The 548-nt window shown below is 45.4% G+C and carries 1 protein-coding gene; it reads left to right on the top strand.

Annotation, left to right across the window (positions count from 1 at the left end; all coding sequences use genetic code 11):
- Positions 1 to 117: 117 nt before the first annotated feature.
- Positions 118 to 548 (top strand): ABC transporter ATP-binding protein (locus KTQ83_RS11945; RefSeq protein ID WP_217285063.1); only part of this gene is annotated, 431 nt, incomplete at its 3' end.

The following is a 548-nucleotide window of genomic DNA, read 5'->3' as shown; positions in this document are numbered from 1 at the left end:
TAAGGAGATCAGCAACTGGGGTATTCGTCTCATCCCTGTTGCCTTGACTTTCTTTATCCTATGGTTGGGTATTCATATATTCCGTAAGTACAGTCAGAAATTCGCGGAGGTGCTGTGATGAATAACGCACAAGAGGGCACGATGGACAATCGTAAGACTGTGCTGAAAGTTGAGCACGTAGCCAAATCATTTCGGTTGCCGACGGAGCAGGCGTCAGGCCTGAAACAGGCCGTTATCAACTGGACTAAAGGAATTAGCGGATACAAGATGCAGCATGTGCTGCGCGATATCAACTTTGAGGTCAAAGAAGGGGATTTCTTTGGCGTTGTCGGTCGAAACGGAAGCGGAAAATCGACACTGTTGAAGTTGATTTCGGGCATTTATATGCCGGATCAAGGTTCAATCTCTGTTGACGGGAAACTGGTCTCATTCATTGAGCTTGGCGTTGGTTTCAATCCTGAACTGACCGGTCGAGAGAATGTGTACCTTAACGGTGCCCTTTTAGGATTTAGCCAAGAAGAAATCGATGCAATGTTTTTTTTTTTTTT

The sequence above is a fragment of the Holdemanella porci genome, from assembly GCF_019052655.1.
GTDB lineage: Bacteria > Bacillota_I > Bacilli_A > Erysipelotrichales > Erysipelotrichaceae > Holdemanella > Holdemanella hominis.
Note: the sequence above shows the minus strand (reverse complement) of the source record. Positions and strands in the feature narration are given on the sequence as shown.